The 15509-nt window shown below is 68.9% G+C and carries 13 protein-coding genes and 1 tRNA gene; 6 read left to right on the top strand and 8 right to left on the bottom strand.

The window, feature by feature from the left end; all coding sequences use genetic code 11:
* Positions 1-53 precede the first annotated feature (53 nt).
* The 6 genes from ACYVIO_RS17630 to ACYVIO_RS17605 all read right to left on the bottom strand — a co-directional run bounded on the left by ACYVIO_RS17630 (position 54) and on the right by ACYVIO_RS17605 (position 9164).
* Positions 54-1265 carry an MFS transporter gene (locus ACYVIO_RS17630; RefSeq protein WP_460651859.1) on the bottom strand — a complete coding sequence of 404 codons (1212 nt, stop codon included), beginning with the start codon at positions 1263-1265 and terminating at the stop codon, positions 54-56.
* Positions 1266-1523: 258 nt separating this feature from the next.
* A complete protein-coding gene (locus ACYVIO_RS17625; protein WP_460651858.1) occupies positions 1524-2570 on the bottom strand; it encodes a 2-dehydropantoate 2-reductase in 1047 nt (348 codons plus the stop codon).
* Positions 2571-2582: 12 nt separating this feature from the next.
* Positions 2583-4358: a glyoxylate carboligase gene (gene gcl, locus ACYVIO_RS17620; protein WP_460651857.1), complete on the bottom strand. Its 1776-nt coding sequence runs from the start codon at positions 4356-4358 to the stop codon at positions 2583-2585.
* Positions 4359-4374: 16 nt separating this feature from the next.
* Positions 4375-5193: a hydroxypyruvate isomerase family protein gene (locus ACYVIO_RS17615; protein ID WP_460651856.1), complete on the bottom strand. Its 819-nt coding sequence runs from the start codon at positions 5191-5193 to the stop codon at positions 4375-4377.
* 189 nt (positions 5194-5382) lie between these two features.
* Positions 5383-8649: a glycoside hydrolase family 97 catalytic domain-containing protein gene (locus ACYVIO_RS17610; RefSeq protein WP_460651855.1), complete on the bottom strand. Its 3267-nt coding sequence runs from the start codon at positions 8647-8649 to the stop codon at positions 5383-5385.
* A gap of 77 nt (positions 8650-8726) precedes the next feature.
* On the bottom strand, positions 8727-9164 hold the full coding sequence (locus tag ACYVIO_RS17605) for a MarR family winged helix-turn-helix transcriptional regulator (protein WP_460651854.1): 438 nt from the start codon (positions 9162-9164) through the stop codon (positions 8727-8729).
* A gap of 48 nt (positions 9165-9212) precedes the next feature.
* Between ACYVIO_RS17605 and ACYVIO_RS17600 the strand changes: the two genes are divergently transcribed.
* Complete coding sequence (locus ACYVIO_RS17600; RefSeq protein ID WP_460651853.1) at positions 9213-10673, top strand: MFS transporter; 1461 nt, start codon at positions 9213-9215, stop codon at positions 10671-10673.
* A gap of 233 nt (positions 10674-10906) precedes the next feature.
* A complete protein-coding gene (locus ACYVIO_RS17595; RefSeq protein ID WP_012919747.1) occupies positions 10907-11110 on the top strand; it encodes a cold-shock protein in 204 nt (67 codons plus the stop codon).
* Between the two features lie 90 nt (positions 11111-11200).
* On the opposite strand, the gene ACYVIO_RS17590 is transcribed toward ACYVIO_RS17595, so the two are convergent.
* Positions 11201-11683, bottom strand: coding sequence for a GNAT family N-acetyltransferase (locus ACYVIO_RS17590; protein WP_460651852.1), 483 nt, complete (start codon positions 11681-11683; stop codon positions 11201-11203).
* A gap of 41 nt (positions 11684-11724) precedes the next feature.
* Between ACYVIO_RS17590 and ACYVIO_RS17585 the strand changes: the two genes are divergently transcribed.
* The 4 genes from ACYVIO_RS17585 to ACYVIO_RS17570 all read left to right on the top strand — a co-directional run bounded on the left by ACYVIO_RS17585 (position 11725) and on the right by ACYVIO_RS17570 (position 14116).
* On the top strand, positions 11725-12639 hold the full coding sequence (locus ACYVIO_RS17585) for a class I SAM-dependent methyltransferase (RefSeq protein WP_460651851.1): 915 nt from the start codon (positions 11725-11727) through the stop codon (positions 12637-12639).
* Between the two features lie 91 nt (positions 12640-12730).
* A complete protein-coding gene (gene orn, locus ACYVIO_RS17580; RefSeq protein WP_460651850.1) occupies positions 12731-13339 on the top strand; it encodes an oligoribonuclease in 609 nt (202 codons plus the stop codon).
* A gap of 46 nt (positions 13340-13385) precedes the next feature.
* Positions 13386-13458, top strand: a tRNA-His gene (locus ACYVIO_RS17575).
* A gap of 154 nt (positions 13459-13612) precedes the next feature.
* Complete coding sequence (locus ACYVIO_RS17570; RefSeq protein ID WP_460651849.1) at positions 13613-14116, top strand: hypothetical protein; 504 nt, start codon at positions 13613-13615, stop codon at positions 14114-14116.
* A gap of 45 nt (positions 14117-14161) precedes the next feature.
* Here the strand turns inward: ACYVIO_RS17570 and ACYVIO_RS17565 are convergent, their stop codons facing one another.
* Positions 14162-15505 carry a Gfo/Idh/MocA family protein gene (locus tag ACYVIO_RS17565; protein ID WP_460651848.1) on the bottom strand — a complete coding sequence of 448 codons (1344 nt, stop codon included), beginning with the start codon at positions 15503-15505 and terminating at the stop codon, positions 14162-14164.
* Positions 15506-15509 lie beyond the last annotated feature (4 nt).

Raw genomic sequence — 15509 nt, 5'->3', positions numbered from 1 at the left:
TGCGACGTGAGATTCCACCTCGACCCTACGGCAGGACCACTGATACCAGTGGGCTACTGAGAAGACCACTGGTCCTGCTGGTCGGGCAAGGTCCGCCCCAGCTTCGCCAACGGCGACAGGGCCATCGCGAGCGGCGACAGCAGCATTCCGAGCGCGCAGATCAGCAGCACTTCCCGGACGCCGACCGCCTCCGCCACGACCCCGGCCAGCAGCGAACCGAGCGGCGTCAGGCCCATCCCGAGGAAGTTGAGCGTGGCGACGACCTGCCCCTGGGCGTTCAGCGGCGTGATGACCTGCCGGACCGCCGTGGCCGCGACGTCGATCAGCTGGGTGAGCGCCCCGAACACCAGGTTGATCGCGATCAGCCCGGCCACCCCCGGCGACACCAGGACCAGCAGCAGCGCGAGATCGGCGCCGATCGCTGCCAGGATCATCACCCGCCCGTAGCCGAACCTGCGCGGCACCGCGGCGGAGAAGACAGCACCGATCAGCGCCCCCGGCCCCAGCGCCGCCATCACCAGCCCGACGATCCCGGCCGGCAGTGCCAGCACCTGCGCGAGATAGACCAGGTAGACGGTCATCAGTCCCGCGAGGAAGAAGTGGCCCACCGCCGACGCCACGGCGATCGCCCGCAGGGTGCTGGTGCCGAACACCAGTCGTAGGCCACCGGTCAGCTTCGTCGGCACGACCGGCCCACGGCGTTCCGGCCGCCGGATCCGCTGGATCGAGAGGAACGACAACAGGTAGAACACCGCCCCGGCCACCACCGCGATCGGCGCGGTCAGCAACGACACCAGCCCACCACCGAGCGCCGGCCCGGAGATCTGCGTCACCGAGCGGCTGCTCTCGAGCAAACTGTTGCCCTGAGCAAGTTGATCCCGCGGGACCAGCCGCGGTAGCGACGCCTGGTAGGCGACGTCGAAGAACACGCTGAGGACGCCGAGCAGGAACGCGACGACGTACAGGTACGACAGGCTGAACGCGAACGGCACGATCGCGAGCAGCAGCGCCCGCCCGAGGTCGGCGTACATCATGATCCCGCGCGCCCGCATCCGATCGACCAGTACGCCGACGAACAGCGAGCAGAGTAGGACGGGGATCTGCTGTGCGGCCCGCAGCACCCCCATCTGCGCGGCACCGCCGCCGAGCGCGGTCAACGCGACGAGCGGAAGAGTCAGCTGAGCGGTCTGGGCGCCCAGCTGGGAAACGGTCTGACCGACCCAGAGTTTGATGAACTCACGGTCGGCCCACAAGGTTTGTGGCATGGCAAAGCCCTTCGAGGCAACGCACCACCACCCTGGGCAGCACGCGATGACAGGAACGAAGTCAGCGCGTGCGCGAACGACCGGGCATTACTCAACTCCCTCTCGAAGGACCTGCCGGGCACGGTATCCAGCGGGCGTCCGGCCGGGCAACCGGAATAACGCTGCGCCCGAAAGACCTCGCGGAGTCCTTCGGGCGCAGCGCGTGGAACAGGTGGGCCCGGAGGGCTGTCGGCAGGGCTCGCCTCCGGACCCTCCTGGTCAGGGGGTGGGAGCCGGTGCCACCGCGAGACCGGGGATCCGGCCCGAGGTGGGTGCGTGCGCGACCTTCTCGGTCGACGTACCGACCTTGCTGGACAGCAGGTCGGCGACGGCGTGGACCGCGCGCAAGGTGGGTGCCTTGGTGTCGGTCAGGTCGGCCAGCTCCACCACCGCGGCGAGGATCACGTCGAGCTCGAGCGGCTTGTCCTTCTCCAGGTCCTGCAGCATCGACGTCTTGTGCTCGCCGACCCGCTCGGCGCCGTCGATCCGCTTCTCGACCGAGATCTCGGGCGTGCTGCCGACCGCGCGAGCGATCTCCAGCGTCTCCTCCATCATCAGCTTGACCATCGCGCGGGTGCCCTGGTGGGTGGCGATCTCGACCATCGTCGCCCGGGCCAGCGCACTGATCGGGTTGAAGGCCGCGTTGCCGAGCAGCTTGATCCAGATGTCGTTGCGGACGTCGTCCTCGACCGGGCACTTCAGCCCGCCCGCGATCATCGCCTCGCTGAACTCCAGGCACCGATCGCTCTGTCCACCGACCGGTTCACCGATCGAGAACCGGGTGCCTTCGAGATGCCGTACGACGCCCGGCCCGTCCAGCTCGGTCGAGCAGTACACGACGCAGCCGATCGCGCGTTCGAGCTGGATGACCCGGGTCACCTCACCACCCGGGTCAACCGACTCGATCCGGTGCCCTTCGTACGGGCCCGGCAGCCCGTGGAAGTACCACCACGGGATGCCGTTCTGGGCCGCGATCACCGCCGTCTTGTCATGCAGCAACGGTTCCAGCAGCGGGCCGCTGGTCGCGTAGGAGTTGGCCTTCAGGCCGAGGAAGACGAAGTCGACCGGCCCGATCTCCTGCGGGTCGTCGGTGGCCGGCGTCCTGGCCAGCCAGTCGCCGCGGGGGCTGTGCACCTGGACGCCGTTCTTCCGGATCGCCTCGAGATGGGCGCCACGAGCTACGAGATGGACCTCGGTCCCCCCGCGGTGCAGGGCCGCGCCGACGTACGCACCGATCGCTCCGGCGCCGAGAACTGCGACTCTCATCGTGTCCCTCCTTCAGTCTCGTAGGCCGGAGGCGGTCGGGATCGGGTTGACCACGCCGTCCAGCTCGTCGAACTCGACCACGTTGTCCAGCTCGGTGCCCATGGCAACGTTCGTGACGCGTTCCAGGATCACCTCGACCACGATCGGCACCTCGTGCTCGACCATCAGCTTCTTGGCCTCTTCCAGCGCCGGCAGGATGCCGTCCGGTTCGAACACCCGCAACGCCTGGCAGCCGAGGCCTTCGGCCACCTTCACGTGATCGACGCCGTACCCGCCGAGCTCGGGGGTGTTGATGTTGTCGAACGAGAGCTGGACGCAGAAGTCCATGTCCAGCCCGCGCTGCGCCTGCCGGATCAGCCCGAGGTAGGCGTTGTTCACCACCACGTGGATGTAGGGGATCTTGAACTGCGCGCCGACCGCGAGCTCCTCGATCAGGAACTGGAAGTCGTAGTCGCCCGACAGCGCCACGACCGTCGACTCCGGATCGGCGACCGCGACGCCGAGCGCGGCCGGACCGGTCCACCCGAGCGGACCCGCCTGGCCGGCGTTGATCCAGTGCCGGGGCCGGTAGACGTGCAGCATCTGCGCGGCCTGGATCTGCGACAGCCCGATCGTGGAGACGTACCGGACGTCGGGTCCGAAGGCATTGTTCATCTCCTGGTAGACCCGCTGCGGCTTCACCGGCACGCTGTCGAAGTCGGTACGCCGTACCAGCGTGCGCTTGCGTTCCCGGCACTGCGCCGCCCACTCGGAGCGATCCGGCAACGACCCCTCGGCCATCCGCGTGCGGGTGACGTGGATCAGGGTCTCCAGCGCCGCCTTCGCGTCCGACACGATGCCGAGATCGGGTGCGAACACCCGGCCGATCTGAGTCGGCTCGACGTCGATGTGCACGAACTTGCGCTCACCCCGGTAGACGTCCAGACCACCCGTGTGCCGGTTCGCCCAGCGGTTGCCGATGCCGACGACCAGGTCGGAGGCGAGCAGCGTCTGGTTACCGTACCGGTGCGCGGTCTGGAGGCCGACCATGCCGGCCATCAGCCGGTGGTCGTCCGGGATCGTGCCCCAACCCATCAGGGTCGGCACCACCGGTACGCCGTGCAGCTCGGCGAACTCGACCAGGAGGTCCGCCGCGTCGGCGTTCACGATGCCACCACCGGCCACGATCAGCGGGTGCTCGGCCTCCGCCAGCAGGTCCAGCACCTTCTCGGCCTGGGCGACGCTGGCGCGCGGCGTCGCGATCGGCAGCGGCACGTACAGCTCGGGATCGAACTCGATCTCGGTCAGCTGGACGTCCAGCGGCAGATCGATCAGCACCGGGCCGGGACGCCCGCCGCGCATCACCTGGAACGCCTTCTGGAACGTGCCCGGGACCTGCGCGGCCTCCAGCACGGTGAGCGCCATCTTGGTCACCGTCTGCGCGATGGCCGGTACGTCGATCGCCTGGAAGTCCTCCTTGTGCAGCTTGGCCACCGGCGCCTGCCCGGTGATGCACAGGATCGGGATCGAGTCGGCCGAGGCGGCGTACAGGCCGGTGATCATGTCGGTCCCGGCCGGGCCCGACGTCCCGACGCAGACGCCGATGTTGCCGGCGGTGGCGCGGGTGTACCCCTCGGCCATGTGGGAGGCGCCCTCGACGTGCCGGGCCAGCACGTGTTTCAGCTCGCCCTGGGCCCGGACGGCGGCGTAGAACGGGTTGATGGCGGCGCCGGGAAGGCCGAACAGGTGGGAGACGCCCTCGCGCCGGAGGATCTCCACCGCCGCACGGGCGGCAGTCATTCGTGGCATGCCAGCTCCTTGTCGGTCAGGACGATTCGCGGTCGGTCAGCCAGCCGAAGCTGTCGGCACTCGGGCCGGAAGGCTTGTACTCCAAGCCGATCCAGCCGTCGTAGCCGCTCTCGGCGAGCTCGCCGAGGTGCTGGCCGATCGGGATCGTGCCGGTACCGGGCTCGTTGCGCCCGGGTGCGTCCGCGATCTGTACGTGCGCGATCCGGTCGGCGTACGTCGTGATCGCCTTGCTCACGTCGTCCCCGTTGACGGTCAGGTGGTACAGGTCGGCCAAGAGCCCGATGCTCGTGACACCGGACTCGGCGACCACGCGGTCGATCACCGCGATCGCGTCGGCCGCGGTCAGCAGCGGGTAGCGCTCGGCGCCGCTGACCGGTTCGACCAGGACAGTGGCGCCGAAGGATCCGGCCGCGGTGGCGGCCAGCGCGAGGTTCTCGGCGGCCAGTTCGTCCTGCGCCTGGGGTGCGAATCCCTCGACCCGGTTGCCGTACAGCGCGTTGAACGCACGGCAGCCGAGGCGTTCCCCGATCCCCAGCGTGACCGCGATGTTGTCGCGGAACTCCAGCGATCGTTGCGGCCAGGACACCAGGCCACGGTCGCCGCCCGGCATGTCACCGGCGGCGAAGTTCAGTCCGGTCAGCTGGACGTCGGCCTCGAGAATCGCGCGTTCGAACGCGTCGACGTCGGCGTCCCCCGGCAGAGCGGAGTCGAACGGCCACCAGAACTCCACGGCCTCGAAGCCGGCAGAACGAGCAGCCGCAGGTCTTTGCAGCAAAGGCAGTTCGGTGAACAGGATCGAGCAGTTCACGGCGAACTTGGGCACAGCAGTCTCCATGGTCCCGCCTTTCGGAGGGGCTCGGTATACCGCATACAGTAGGCCGAGCGTTGGAGAGGGGTCAAGGCATGACCAACGTCACATTCGGCGTCGTCCGATAGGCCGTGCCTACCAAAGCACCGGGAAAGCGTTCACCCGTTCTGATGGCCTACGGAAAGGCCCGCAGTCCAACGACAATCGCCAGGCGCCTCAGCGACGAACGACGCCAGGATCAGCTTCCAGCGTGATCGAGTCCAGGTTGACGTTGCCGTTGTCACTCGGGCCGTAACTGAACGTCAACGGATCGGCCGGGTCGAGCGGCAGCGCGACCTCGTGGTCCGACCAGGTGTCCCAGTTCGCCAGTGCGGGCAGCTGGAGCTGGACCGACTGCGGCCCACTGGCCAGCGTCATCGTCTGGGTCGTGCCGATGCCGTTGGCGTAGCGGAGCCGAACCAAGTAGAGGCCCGCCGCCGCGACCGGAGCGACGAACCGTACGCCGCTGGCCTTGGTCTTCAGACAGGCCACGAAGCCCGTGCCGGTGTAGCCCGTGTGATCGGTACGGCGGCACGCGCCACTGACGAGCTCCGCTGACTCCGCCTCGATCGTGCGGGGGCCGACGGCAAACACTCCACCGGCGGCCAACAGCTCCGCACCAACCGCAGGATCGATCGGCCCCGCCTCGACCAGGGCAGTGAAGCGGGTGACGGCCGCCTGCATCCCGACCTGATCATCGGCAACCGCCGCGGTGATCGCGGTCTTCAGCTCGGCGAAGAGCCGGCTCGACAGCACCGGATCCACGGACGTCTGCCGCACCTTCAGTGCCAAGGACAACAATCCCTGCGGTTCACCGAGTCGAGTCGTCAGCAGGTCGTCGATCGCCGTACGAGCCTGCGCACTCACCTCGGCGACAGGCAGACCGTAGAGGGTCAGCCGCGCGTCCTGCAGAGCCAGCAGCCGCCCGGTCACATCGCCCCGAAGGAGCTCGCCCTCCGCCTTGAGCAGCGGAACCTCGAGCCGCACCATCGCGAACGTCGTCAGCTTGCCCGACCGCCTCAGCTCTGGCACGAGCTTCAGCAGCGATCGCGGCTGCGCGACTCGCACCGCTCGACCATGCTGTCCACCGGGCGTACCTGCCGCCACCAGGAAGTCCCGATCCGGTACGTCGGAAGCGGGCACGGTCCACTCGACCGTTCGCGTTCCACGACCCGCGACCCGAACGCCTCGCGGCTGCCCGACGGCGCGGCCGTCGATGAACACCTGCGCCTGGAAGTTGGCGACGGTGCTGCCCGAGTTGCTGATCGGGACCTTCACGCCGAGCTGCTGCGTCGCCGCGTCCAGCGCGGTCGTGGGAGTGCCGTAGCCCGCGCGCGGCCCGGCGTACCAGGAGAGCGTCCGAAGATCCGTCGCGGTCGCGGGCCTGAGCTTGACCGCTTGGCCACCAGCTCCGGCAAGCGCCATCGACAACCGGGTCGACGAGTTGACCAGCACCTTGCTGATCTCGACGGGCAGCGGGTCGCCCTTCCAGCTCGTCCCCTCGGCGTCGGCGTAGATCTCGGCCACGAAGGTGCCACGCTGCAGGAACGACAGCGGCGTCTCGAGGACCCGGTCGTTCTCGTCGGTGATCGCCCCGACGTACCAGGTGGAACCGCTACGCCGGGCCGTCGTCGTGTAGTCCCCGATGACGCTGTCCAGGACCCGGGTCTCGTCCCAGCTGGCCGGAATGTCCTTCAGGAAGGCGAATCCGGGATGGGCGGCGTAGTTCTCCGGGGTGTCCGCGAGCATCTGCAGCGGACTGAAGAACGTCGGGTACAGCGCGAGCTGCGCGGCGGACGTGGTCTGCACCCGGGTCCCGAGCCGGGCCGGGTCCCAGGTCACGTTCAGTACGCCGGGCGTGTAGTCGGCAGGCCCACCCATGAAGCGGGTGAACGGAAGGATCGTGGCCTGCGCCGGAGGGTTGCCCTGGGCCCCCATGTAGTTCTGCTGCTCCATGCCGGCGACGCCCTCGCCGGTCATCATGTTCGGGTAGGTGCGGGCCAGGCCGGTCGGCTTGATCGCCTCGTGGGCGTCGACCGTGATCCGGTGCCGGGCCGCCGCGTCGACCACCCGCTGGTAGTGCCGGACAGCCTCCTGGTCGTAGTGGCTGCGATTCACCCCGCCGAGCAGGAACTTGGTGGCGTAGCCGGTCTTGATCGCGTGGATGCCGAGCTGCTCGTACGTCGAGAAGATCCGCTCCAGGTGCGCGTCGTAGTAGTCGACGTCACCGCGGGTCTCGTTGTGTGCGATGTAGCCGACGCCGTTCGCCTCGGCGTACCGGAGTACTTCGGGAAGGTCGAAGTCGGCCTGCGGAGTGAGGAAGTCCTGGCCGGCCCACTGCCCACCGGCGTTGGTGTTCCAGCCCTCGGCCAGGACGAACTTGGCGCCCGCCTGCTTGGCCAGATCGATGTACTGCTTGACCCGGGCTGTGGTCGCGCCGTGCTTCGGACCGGCGGTCCACGTCGTGTCCCGGCGTTGCAGCTCCCACCAGACACCGACGTACGTCGCCGGCTTGATCCAGGACGTGTCGGTGCAGATCTTGCAAGGGTCGTTGAGGTTCTCGATCAGGTGAGACTCCCCCAGATCGCCGGCGCGCTGCCCGACGGTCAGGGTGCGCCAGGGCGTGGAGAACTCCCCGGCCAGCTTGGCCTTGGTGCCGTCCGGCAGGGAGATCAGCTCGCTGGCGAACGTCCCCGGCCGTCCTGGCACGGCCTTCAGCGTCATGCTCGGGTAGTCGATCAGCGCGGCCTCGTGCACCACCACGAACGAGTCGGCGGCCGGCGACGCGGTGATCGGCGTCTGCGCGGTGGCGACGCCGGACAACGGCAGGTCGCGGTAGTGCTTCTCGTCGGCGTTCCAGTCCGTGCCAGCGGCGATCGACCAGCTCCGCGCGGCGGGATCGAGGGCGAACTCGGTCCGCTCGGCCGTGACGGTGTAGTCGTCCGACTCAGGCTGGTCAGGGAAGTGGTAGCGGAAGCCGACTCCGTCGTCGAAGACCCGGAAGACGAGGTCGAGCTTGAACCCCGTACCGGCTTGTACGGCGTGAACGGTGAGCTCGCTCGCGTGGTTCCTGACCTGGCTCGAGGTGCCCCAGACGGGCTTCCACGTCTCGTCGACCGTACGGCGTTCGACCGACTCGATCGTCATGTCCTGCGTGAGGCTGGGCCGTCCCGCGAGGTCGAGCCCGAGTCCGGACGCGCCGACCAGCACCTTGTTCCGGCTCCGCACGCTGTAGACGAGTCGGCCGTCCTCGCTGCCGACGGTGACCCGCAGCTTCCCGTCCGGCGAGCTGACGACCTCGGTCTGCTTCCCGGCGACTTCCGTCAGGCCGGCTGGCGGCTGGGCGGCCTGGGCCGGGGGCACGACGAGTCCGGAAGCGACGACGGCCATCGCGATGGCGAGCAGTCCGATCCGTCGTGTCCGCTGGGAGCCCTCACGGTTCATGCACGCCTCATCTGTCCAAGGGGTTACAACGTTGTACAGGGTTCCCTGGCCAGGCGGTCGGTGTCTACCCCTCGTGATCAGCCGTGCGTCGAGCGCAGCGCGAGGGCGAGCTCCTCCAAGGCCGGCAGCGCGTCGATGATCGTGCGGGACGACTCCTCCGGGAGCTGGTCGAGGCACTTGCCGATCGCCTCGGTGCGGAGCAGTTTGATCCGCTGCTGGAGCTCGCGGCCCTGGGCGGTGGCCTCGACCTGGATCGCGCGCAGGTCGGCCGGGTTCGGGTCGCGCTGGATCAGGCCGAGCTCGGTCAGCCGGCCGATCACGCGGGACACCATCGTCGGGTTCAGGCCCTCCAGCTGGGCCAGTTCGGTCAGGCCGAGCGGGCCGCGGAACGCGATCAGGCCGAGCACCGACGCCTGGGTCGGCGTCAGGCCCTCGTCGGTGGCCGTGGCGTTGAGCTCGCGCGCGAGCCGCGAGATCACGCCGCGCAGCTTGTTCAACGTCTCGGTGTCGGACATTCATTACCCCTTTATTGCCTGCTGGCAAGCAATGTACTCTGACTGCTGATGGAACCCCAGAGTCTCCCAGCCGCCGCCGGCCCTCCCAGCAATGGGCAGACAGTCAGCGATGGGCCGACCACCGTCGCCGACGAGCCCGTACTCGGCGGCGACGAGCCGTCGCCGCGCAGGTGGGTCGTCTTCCCGATCGTGTCGATCGCCCTGCTGATGGCCTCGATCGACCAGACCATCGTGGCCACCGCGCTGATCGCGATCCAGCGCGACCTCGGCGCCCAGCTGAACTGGAGCGGCTGGACGATCACGATCTACGCGCTCGGCCAGATCCTGGTGATGCCGGTGGCCGGCCGGCTCGGCGACCAGTTCGGCCGGAAGAAGATCTTCCTGCTCGCCGCCGTTCTGTTCACCGTCGCCTCGCTGGCCTGCAGCCTGGCCGACAACATCTACCTGCTGGTCGTGTTCCGCGCGTTCCAGGCGATCGGCGGTGGCGCGTTCATGCCGACCGCGACCGGCATCGTCGCCGAGCAGTTCGGCCGTGACCGGGACCGCGCGGTCGGCATGTTCACCTCGATCTTCCCGATCGGCGGCATCCTCGGCCCGATCATCGGCGGCGTGATCGTCACGTACTGGTCGTGGCGGGAGATCTTCCTGGTCAACGTCCCGGCCGGCGTTCTCCTGATCCTGCTGGCGTGGAAGTTCGTCCCGCACAGTGCGCCGAAGAAGGCGGCCCGGATCGACCTGGTCGGCGCGGCCCTGCTCGCGCTGACGATCCTGCTCGGCATGTACGGGATCAGCTCGCTCGGCAGCGGCGGCGCCTCGCCGACCGATCCGCTGTTCATCGCCAGCGAGGTACTCGCGCTGCTCTTCGGCTTCCTCTTCGTCCGGCACGCCAACCGCGCGGCCGACCCGTTCATCCCGGTCCGGCTGCTGCGCGGCCGCGGCTTCGGCGTGATGAACGCGATCAACCTCCTGTACGGCGCCGCGGTGCTCGGCTTCGGCGCCCTGGTCCCCCTGTACGCCGAGGCCCGCTACGGGATCCAGCCGCTCCAGGCCGGAACGTTGCTCACAGCAAGGGCCGTCGGGATGATCTGCGTGGCCGGCCTGGCGGTGTTCGCGCTTCGCCGTACCGGCTACCGGGCCCCGATGATCGGCGGGTTCCTGCTGGTCGCGGGCGGGATGACGATCATGTCGCTGGCGCCGCACGGGCTCACGCCGTACGCGTGGCTGGCCGCTGCCGCCGCCGTGACGGGGATCGGGATGGGACTGTCGATCCCGGCGTCGAACAACGCGTCACTGCAGCTCGCGCCGGACCAGATCTCCGCGATCGCCGGGCTGCGCGGGATGTTCCGGCAGTCGGGCGGGATCATCGCGGTCTCGGTGACGACGGCGATCCTGTCGCACGCGGCGACGCCGGGGATCGCGCAGGCGCACAGCTTCATCGTGTTCGCGGCGGTGCTGGTGCTGATCATCCCGTTCGCGTTCATGGTGCCGGACCACCGAGGCTCCTGGTAGCCGGTCTCCGGACACGGCGGCGGCACCCTCTGTACTCGCAGTGATTTCGTGCTACCGTTTCCGTCGGTTGCAGTTTTGCAGTTCCACGTTCGTTCTTGAAACGCCCGCGGAGGTTGTGATCCGCAGGGCGTTTTTCTCATTTCCGGGCCACGGTCCGGGTGGGAGGGCTCGTTCGGCAACCCAGGTGCCGGCAACCGTCGGACCTGATACCCGCCCCACCAAAGGAGCAGATCATGGCTAGCGGAACAGTGAAGTGGTTCAACGGCGAAAAGGGCTTCGGCTTCATCTCGCAGGACGGCGGCGGCGCCGACGTGTTCGTGCACTACTCGGCGATCGCGACGGACGGCTTCCGGACCCTCGATGAGAACCAGAAGGTCGAGTTCGACCTGGCCCAGGGCCCGAAGGGCCCGCAGGCGGAGAACGTCCGCCCGGTCTGAACCCCAAGCGCGTAACAGGCTCGCTCCGCACGTCGGAGCGGGCCTGTTCCGTTTGTACGGCGGGTTGTCGCTCGACCTGTTCTCCGGCGTTCAGCCTTCCCAGCGCTCTTCCCCCTCGTCGTCCAGCTCGCCGGTCGCCCTGAGGCCGGCCGCCGCGGCCACCTTCGCCGACGCGACGTGCTCCGGATGCACATGAGCGAGCAGCTGGCCTGCTCCCTGCTCCCTGAGCCACCCCGCGAGCCCGACCGCCGCCTCCCGCGCGATCCCCCGGCCCTGCCAGTCCGCGCCGACGACCCACGCGATCTCCGCCTCCGCGCCGATCACCGTCGCCTGCACGTAGCCGACCAGTACGCCGTCCAGGCTGATCACCCAGTTCAGCCAGTACTCGCCCGGCCGCCCCGGCCCTGCCGTTTGTTTCCGGTAGCGCTCCGTGAGCTGCTCCGCCGACGGCGGCTCACCCCCGGTGAACCCGTACAGCTCCGGCGCCGCCAGCACGCCCGCCATCTCCTCGGCGTACTCGACCTCCAACGGCAGCAGCTCCAGCCGCTCGGTCGAGAACTTCGTCGCGATCATCCGCACACCGTACGACCCGCGTGATCCGCGACACTGGCCGCATGACCGAGATCGACTGGGCCGCTCACGCGGAGCACCTGCGCAAGTCCGCCACCGACGAAGCCGGCTGGAACGCCCTGGTCGCCGCCGAGCTGGTCCACCCGACCGACCGGCTGATCGTCGACGTCGGCTGCGGAGGCGGCGGCATGGCGAAGGCCCTGGCGCTCGCCGTACCGGAAGCCACCGTCGTCGCCCTGGACGCCGACGAGGAAGTCCTCCAACAAGCCCGCGAACACACCGCCGGCCTGGTCCGCTGCGAACTCGTCTCGATGGACGACGGCCCCGACCCCCTCCGCGCCGCGATCGGCGCACCGGCCGACCTCATCTGGGCATCCGCATCCGTCCACCACGCCGCAGACCAGCAGGCCGCCGTCTCCGCTCTTGCGTCCCTGCTCGGCCCGGGCGGTCGTCTGGCACTCGCCGAAGGCGGCCTCCCAACCCGCATGCTCCCGTGGGACCTCGGCCTCGGCGAGCCCGGTCTCGAGCTGCGTCTGGACGCCGTACAGGACCGCTGGTTCGCCGCCATGCGCGACGGCATCCCCGGCGCGGTCCCCATGCCGTACGGCTGGACCGACACTCTCCAGCGAGCCGGCCTGACCTCCGTCACGACCCGCACCATCCTCACGGAGAAGCCCGTCCCACTCTCGGACACCGACCGCGACCAGGTCATCGAGCAACTCCGCCACCGAGTAGCCCGCCTCGACCCCGACGCCGAACCCGCCGGCCACGGCCATGGGCACGGACACGGACATGCCGACCCCACGTCGACAGCGCCGGAGATGCCGACGCTCGACGCCGACGACCTCGCCGTCTGGCACCAACTGCTCGACCCGGAAAGCCCCCACTTCCTCGGCCGGCGTACCGATCTGGCCTCGGTGTCCGCCCGCAGCATCCACCTCGGGCACGCACCCAGCTGACCGCGTACGGCGTACAGCAGACCCCCGCCACGCCCGGCATTTCGGCTGCCGGGCGCGACCTCGCAGCGGACGCGCCGTAAGGTGAGTGCCCATGAATGACCGGCTGGTGTGGATCGACTGCGAGATGACCGGCCTCGACCTGGCGAACGACGCCTTGATCGAGGTCGCCGTGCTCGTCACCGACTACGAACTCAACGTCCTCGGCGACGGCATCGACCTCGTGATCGCCCCTCCCCCGCAGGCGCTGGAGCAGATGGGCGACTTCGTGCGCGACATGCACACCGCCTCCGGCCTGCTCGAGGAGCTGCCCGCCGGCATCCCGCTCGCGGACGCCGAGCAGCAGGTGCTCGACTTCATCAGCGGCTACGTCAAGGAGCCCCGCAAGGCCGCCTTGGCCGGCAACTCGGTCGGCACCGACCGGACCTTCCTGGTCCGCGACATGCCCAAGGTCGAGGCGCACCTGCACTACCGCAACGTCGACGTCAGCTCCATCAAGGAACTCGTCCGCCGCTGGTACCCGCGCGTGTACTACGCGACCCCCGCCAAGACCGGCAACCACCGCGCCCTGGCCGACATCACCGAGTCGATCTCCGAGCTGCGCTACTACCGGCAGACCGTCTTCGTGCCCCAACCAGGCCCCGACTCCGACACCGCACGAGCGGCCGCCAGCCTCCTCACCACCCCGATTTCCGACAACTGACCAACCTCGCTATGATTACCCAGCCGTCGCAGTCAGGGCGGCAATGGTGGGTATAGCTCAGCTGGTAGAGCACCTGGTTGTGGTCCAGGGGGCCGCGGGTTCAAGTCCCGTTACTCACCCTCAGACGAAGGCGACTCGTGTCCGCGGACCGAGTCGCCTTCGGCATGTGTACGGCACCTCAGCCTTCTCTGCCAACCCCAGCCCGAGCTCTCAAATCATCTGTTCGCGTTTCTCTCCCGGCGTTGAGCTTGTGCTCCTGAGAAGATCGTCGGGATGAAGTCGTCGGGGAGCGTGTGGTTCGTCTACGGGGTTGCGCTGGTGGTGACCTTCTTGATCGGCCTGCTCGCCTTCAGCGTGTTCGTACTCTCCAAGGTCTTCGGCTCCTCCGAGCCCGACCCCGCACCCGCCCCACCCGCGGTCACCCAGGCGGCCCCCGCACCCACCCCCACTCCGAAGACCACCGCAGTCAAGGTCTTCGAGATCCGCCCTGTAGTAGCCGACGATCGCCAGCTGGTCCTCATCGTCGCCACCCCCGCCGGCTGCACCCGCTCCCTCCGAGCCACCACGTACGCCGAGGGCCCCGGCGCAGTAGCCGTCCGAGTCACCCAACAGGCCTACCGCACCGGCTGCACCTGGCAACGCAAACCAGTCCTAGCCACCGCCACCCGCCCCTTGGGCACCCGCTCCCTAATCATCAACGGCACCCTCTGGACCCCCACCCCCACCGGCGGCTACCAGCAAGCCCTGGCCAACTCCACCCGCACCAGCGGCACCTGACCACCGCGCACCCTCACCCAAGGTGGCTGAGGGTGCGCGCCGACGTCAGCGGTCCAGAGGCAGACCGAACTCCTTGATGTTGACCGGCAGGCCTGTCTCCAAGGAGCGGTTGGCGGCTATTCCTACGGCCACGCTGCGGAGGCCGTCCTGATACCCGGCTCGGTGGTGGAGGGGGTCGGGGGTGGTGGTGGGGCGGAAGATGTCGTCGAGCAGGTGGTTGTCGCCGCCGCCGTGCCCGCCCTCACCGGCCGGGATGGGGATCTCCTGTGCAGGCTCCCAGTGACGCTGCAGCAGGATGCGCTCGCCGGCGGGGCGCGGGTTGGTCGCGGTGGCTGTGGGGTCGTCGGGGTTGACGCTCGGATCCACCGCTCGGTCCACGGTGCCGACGAAGCTGCGTTCGACGACCTCCAGCTCCAGCCGGCCCTCGGTGCCGTTGATGGAGACCCGGTAGCCCTCCCACGGCGCGTGGGCGTTCAGCGAGTACGTGAGGATCGCACCCGACCGGTACGTGACCAGCAGCCCCATGTTGTCCTCGATGCTGATGCCGGGGCTGAAGACGTCCTGGTCGCGGATGTACCCGTCGTCCCCTTCGGCGTCGAGGTAGAGCGCACGAAGCTTCTCATCCGCAGCCATGTCCAACGCGAACGGATCCGAAGAAACCCCAGCAGACCCTGCCGAGCGAGCCGGACGATCCGTGAGCCCACGCTCGGCGGCGTTCTTGTCGCCGTAGAAGCGCAGCCCACCGGCCGCGACGACCAACTCAGGCACGTCAGCGAGCCACCAGTTCACCAGGTCGAAGTGGTGGCTCGACTTGTGCACGAGCAGGCCGCCGGAGATCTCCTTGCGGCGGTGCCAGCGGCGGAAGTAGTCGGCGCCGTGCACGGTGTCCAGCGCCCACTCGAAGTGGATCGAGGTGACCTTGCCGATCGCCCCGGACGCGATCAGCCGCCGGACCTCGCTGTTGCGCGGCGAGTACCGGTAGTTGAACGTCACCACCAGATCCCCCGCCGATCCCTCGACGGCCTCGACGATCTGCTGAGCCGGTTCGAGCGAGGTCGTCAGCGGCTTCTCGACCACCACGTCGCAACCCGCATCCAGCGCGGCCGTCGCGTACCGATGATGCGTCGCGTCCGGCGAGGTGACGATCACGACGTCCGGCCGCTGCTCCTCGAGCAGCCGCGCGAAGTCGTCGGGTCCGTAGTGCGGCGGCGCGGTCCCGCCCGCGGCCGTCACCACCTGGTCGTAGTACGCCATCCGGGTCGGGTTGGTGTCGCACCAGGCCACGAGCGTGCCGACATCGGCGTACGTCGCCGTCAGGGCGCCGACGTACATGCCGGCGCGCGAACCGGTCCCGACCAGGGCGTAGCGGCGGTTCTTGGTGAGCGTCACGAGT

Source organism: Kribbella endophytica (assembly GCF_054781295.1).
This window is presented reverse-complemented; position numbering and strand designations above follow the sequence as displayed.